This is a genomic window from Brevundimonas sp. (assembly GCF_036677305.1).
Classification (GTDB): Bacteria; Pseudomonadota; Alphaproteobacteria; order Caulobacterales; family Caulobacteraceae; genus Brevundimonas.
This window is the reverse complement of record NZ_JAKFEB010000139.1, coordinates 1-3,560: the sequence shown is the minus strand read 5'-3', so window position 1 is coordinate 3,560 and position 3,560 is coordinate 1. Positions and strand designations below refer to the sequence as shown.

The following is a 3,560-nucleotide window of genomic DNA, read 5'->3' as shown; positions in this document are numbered from 1 at the left end:
ACGAGCGCAAATTCACGGTCGCCGCCGCGCCGGTGACGCTGACGGAAACGATGCAGTACTGACCGCCGCCGCCGCCGGAGCGATCCGGCGGCGATGTCGCACCCGGGGAACCGGGGGAGCCAGCTTGGCCTTACGCCTGCATGCTGCCCCATAGACTCCCCTCTCCGCTGCAAACCCGTATGGAGACCATCGCCGGCGAGCTGACGCGCGTCGAAGGCATGGCCGTGGATTTCTCGACCCCCGTCGGGGCGCCCGCCTTGGCGGCGCCGGACTCGGTGTCCTGGCGGGTGTTCAAGAATCCGATCGCCCTGTTCATCGGCGGCGTCGGCGCCGTGCTGCTGGAGCTGGCCGAGCCGAAGGTTCGGGCCGGCGTCTGGGATCACACCAGCTTCCGCACCGACCCGGTCACCCGGCTGAGGCGCACGGGCCTGGCCGCCATGGTCACCGTCTATGCGCCGCGCGAGACGGCCGAGGCCATGATCGCCGGCGTCAGCCGCCGCCACGCCAGGGTGCGCGGCGTGACCGATGGCGGCGCGGCCTATGCGGCCGACGACCCGGATCTGCTGGACTGGGTCCAGGCCACCGCCTCCTACGGCTTCCTGCAGGGATACCATCGCTTCGTGGCGCCCCTGTCGGCGGCCGACCGAGACCGCTTCTACGCCGAGGCGGCGCCCGCGGCCGGGCTGTACGGCGCCCGGAACAGTCCGACGAGCGACGCGGAACTGAGCCAGGCCTTCGCCGCCATGGCCCCGCGTCTGGAGCCGTCGCCGGTGATCCGCGAGTTCCTGCACATCATCCGGCGCGCGCCGATCATGCCGCCTGCGATGCGCCCGTTCCAGCGTCTGCTGGTGCGGGCGGCGGTCGACATCCTGCCGGACTGGGCGCGTCAGCAGCTGGATCTGGGGCCGGCCGACGGTCTGTCGTCCTGGCAGCGGCCGATCGTGCGCGCCATGGGCCGCGCGGCCGACCACCTGCTGCTGGAAAACGCCCCGCCGGCCCAGGCCTGCGTCCGCCTGGGCCTGCCGGCGGACTGGCTGTACCGCTCGCAGCCCTCGATCGCCTAGCGAAAGGCCCGCCGGAGCGATCCGGCGGGCCGCGTGTTCAGGCCAGGTCGCTCACTGGCCCGGCTGACGCACCGCCCAGCCGGTCATGCCCGTCATGTTCTGGCCGCCGGCCGTGGTGGCGCTCTTTCCGTCGGCGGAAACCGTGAACAGGACGCTGGCCCCGACATTGATGACAAGCGTCGCGACCTGCCCGCTCGCGCTGCAGGAAACGACCTGCTGGACATAGGACGCGCCATACGGAGCGGACGGGTTCGGCGCGGGGAAGGGCGTATTCCCGGCGGCGGCGAAGATCGGCGCCCCGGCGACGGTGCTGCGGAAGTCGATCACGGCGACGCCCGCCCGCGCGGGGCTGCCGCCGTCGATATAATGGACCCAGCGGGCCCCCTGGAGTTGTTCGCACGGGCCGGCGGACGCAGCCCCGGCGAGGCCCAGAAGGGCGGCGGCGGAAATCACGGCAAACACTGTCCTGTTCATGAGTGTCTCCTGTGGAACGAGGCCGTCCGGCGGCCTTGTCTGGCTGTGTGACGGGCAGGCCCGGTCGCCGAACGACGCCGCCACCGGCTCACGTTCCGCTTGTTTCTTCAATCGTTGTTCGCTGAACATGTCTACGTCAGCGTGTATAAGGCGATCCGCCGCGCCACAGCAAAACGCCCGCCGGTTTCCCGGCGGGCGCTGAAATGCGTCTTGCCTGAAGCGTCAGGCTGCGGCGCTGACCGGGGCCGGGGCGGCGCTTTCCGACGGGTCGCGCAGCACATAGCCGCGGCCCCAGACGGTCTCGATATAGTGTTTGCCGCCGGCGGCCGTCGCCAGCTTCTTGCGCAGCTTGCAGATGAAGACGTCGATGATCTTCAGCTCGGGCTCGTCCATGCCGCCGTACAGGTGGTTCAGGAACATTTCCTTGGTCAGGGTGGTGCCCTTGCGGAGCGAGAGCAGCTCCAGCATCTGGTATTCCTTGCCCGTCAGATGGACGCGGTGGCCGTGCACCTCGACCGTCTTGCCGTCCAGGTTCACCGCGATCTCGCCGGTGTGGATGATGGCCTGGGCGTGACCCTTCGAACGGCGGACCACGGCGTGGGTGCGCGCGATCAGCTCGTCCTTGTGGAAGGGCTTGGTCATGTAGTCGTCGGCGCCGCCGCCGAAGGTCTTGACCTTGGTCTCGATCTCCGAGGTTCCGGACAGGATCATCACCGGGGTGTTCACCTTGCCGACGCGCAGCTGACGCAGAACCTCAAGGCCGTTCATGTCGGGCAGGTTGAGGTCGAGCAGGATCAGGTCGTAGTCGTAGATCTTGCCGAGATCGATGCCCTCTTCGCCGAGGTCGGTCGTGTAGACGTTGAAGCCTTCCGACTTCAGCATCAACTCGATGCTCTGCGCGGTCGCGTGATCGTCTTCGATAAGCAGAACGCGCATTGATGCCCCTCCAGGCAAAGCTTGACAGTTCGCCCCGACGTCCGACGCCGGGTAACCTTGTTCGGGAGTTAACCGAGTAAAAACTTAAGAAAGGTTAACACCACTCGACTGAGGCGAATCGTAGGCTGATTTGCGAATCGGCGTCGAGAGTCCTGAGTCAAGCAAGCGCACTTTCTTTTCGGCGGCCGGCCGCGGTCGATCCCATACGTCCGAAATCGACGCATCCAAGGATTATATTCCTATCCTGATCGCGGAGCCGACGGCGCGCGACATGACGATGGGAGAACTCACAGATGAACGGGACATATCGGGTGCCGGTGGCGGAGGAGGACCGCATCCGCGCCGCGCTGGCGATCCAGCTGGTGGCCGCGGCGACGGGGGTGACGGGAGAGCGGATGCGGGCCCAGGTCCGGCTGGGCGGGGTCGAGTGCCGCGCCCGCCGACTGGCCATGTATCTGGCCTATGTCACCTTCGGCTGGCCGCTCGAACGCGTGGCCCACGCCTTCGGACTGAACCGCGCCACCGCCGCGGCGGCCTGTCGCTGGGCCGAGGACGAACGCGACCGCCCGACCCTCGACGCCATGCTGGACCGGCTGGAACGCTGCGTGCGCGAGGTGCTGGACGCGCCGCTGTGCGAGGTGCCGGGATGACGACCGACGCGGGACGGGCCCGTCGCCTTCTGACGCGGCCCAGCGGCTGGATCGAGGCCGCGCCGGACGGCTACGCCCTGAGGGTCGGCCGGGATCGGCGTACGCGGGTCCTTCTGACGGTCGACGAGAGGGTGTTCCGTCAACTGACCGAGAACCCGGGATTGAAGATCCGGCCCGGCGGCGGCTGGATGGCGCGCATCGGCGTCAGGTCCGCCTCGCCGGCCTCGCCGGAGCCCGGTCGGCCCGGCTTGATCGAGGGGGTGCGGGCGGTGGCGGAGGAGGATGGCGCGCTCACGTCGCGGCGGGCCAACCTGGGTCAGTCCGCGGTTGTCTGGCTGGCGCGGCGCAGGGACGCGGGCGGCCGCGCCTGGCTGACCCCGCGCGAGGTTGCGGCGGCCGACCGCCTGACCCGCGATGCGGAGGCGGCGCTGCGCGG

At 69.2% G+C, this 3,560-nt stretch carries 5 protein-coding genes; 3 read left to right on the top strand and 2 right to left on the bottom strand.

The window, feature by feature from the left end; genetic code table 11:
- The first annotated feature begins 179 nt into the window (after positions 1–179).
- Positions 180–1,064, top strand: a complete 885-nt coding sequence (locus tag V6M42_RS08100) for an oxygenase MpaB family protein (RefSeq protein WP_332678131.1) — start codon at positions 180–182, stop codon at positions 1,062–1,064.
- A 51-nt stretch (positions 1,065–1,115) separates the two neighbouring features.
- On the opposite strand, the gene V6M42_RS08095 is transcribed toward V6M42_RS08100, so the two are convergent.
- Together V6M42_RS08095 and ctrA are read right to left on the bottom strand one after the other, a co-directional pair.
- A complete protein-coding gene (locus V6M42_RS08095) occupies positions 1,116–1,538 on the bottom strand; it encodes a hypothetical protein (protein WP_332678130.1) in 423 nt (140 codons plus the stop codon).
- A gap of 222 nt (positions 1,539–1,760) precedes the next feature.
- Positions 1,761–2,474, bottom strand: a complete 714-nt coding sequence (ctrA, locus tag V6M42_RS08090; protein WP_332660266.1) for a response regulator transcription factor CtrA — start codon at positions 2,472–2,474, stop codon at positions 1,761–1,763.
- Positions 2,475–2,767: 293 nt separating this feature from the next.
- Here ctrA and V6M42_RS08085 point away from each other — a divergent pair, with 293 nt between their 5' ends.
- Together V6M42_RS08085 and V6M42_RS08080 are read left to right on the top strand one after the other, a co-directional pair.
- A complete protein-coding gene (locus tag V6M42_RS08085) occupies positions 2,768–3,124 on the top strand; it encodes a chromosomal replication initiator DnaA (RefSeq protein ID WP_332678129.1) in 357 nt (118 codons plus the stop codon).
- Positions 3,121–3,560 (top strand): DUF6456 domain-containing protein (locus V6M42_RS08080; RefSeq protein ID WP_332678128.1); only part of this gene is annotated, 440 nt, incomplete at its 3' end. The genes V6M42_RS08085 and V6M42_RS08080, both read left to right, overlap by 4 nt.

What these genes read in the sequence shown, in the direction of transcription:
- V6M42_RS08100 (WP_332678131.1), top strand. Translation starts at nt 180, where the DNA reads ATGGAGACCATCGCCGGCGAGCTGACGCGCGTCGAAGGCATGGCCGTG.
- V6M42_RS08095 (WP_332678130.1), bottom strand. Translation starts at nt 1,538, where the DNA reads ATGAACAGGACAGTGTTTGCCGTGATTTCCGCCGCCGCCCTTCTGGGC.
- ctrA (WP_332660266.1), bottom strand. Translation starts at nt 2,474, where the DNA reads ATGCGCGTTCTGCTTATCGAAGACGATCACGCGACCGCGCAGAGCATC.
- V6M42_RS08085 (WP_332678129.1), top strand. Translation starts at nt 2,768, where the DNA reads ATGAACGGGACATATCGGGTGCCGGTGGCGGAGGAGGACCGCATCCGC.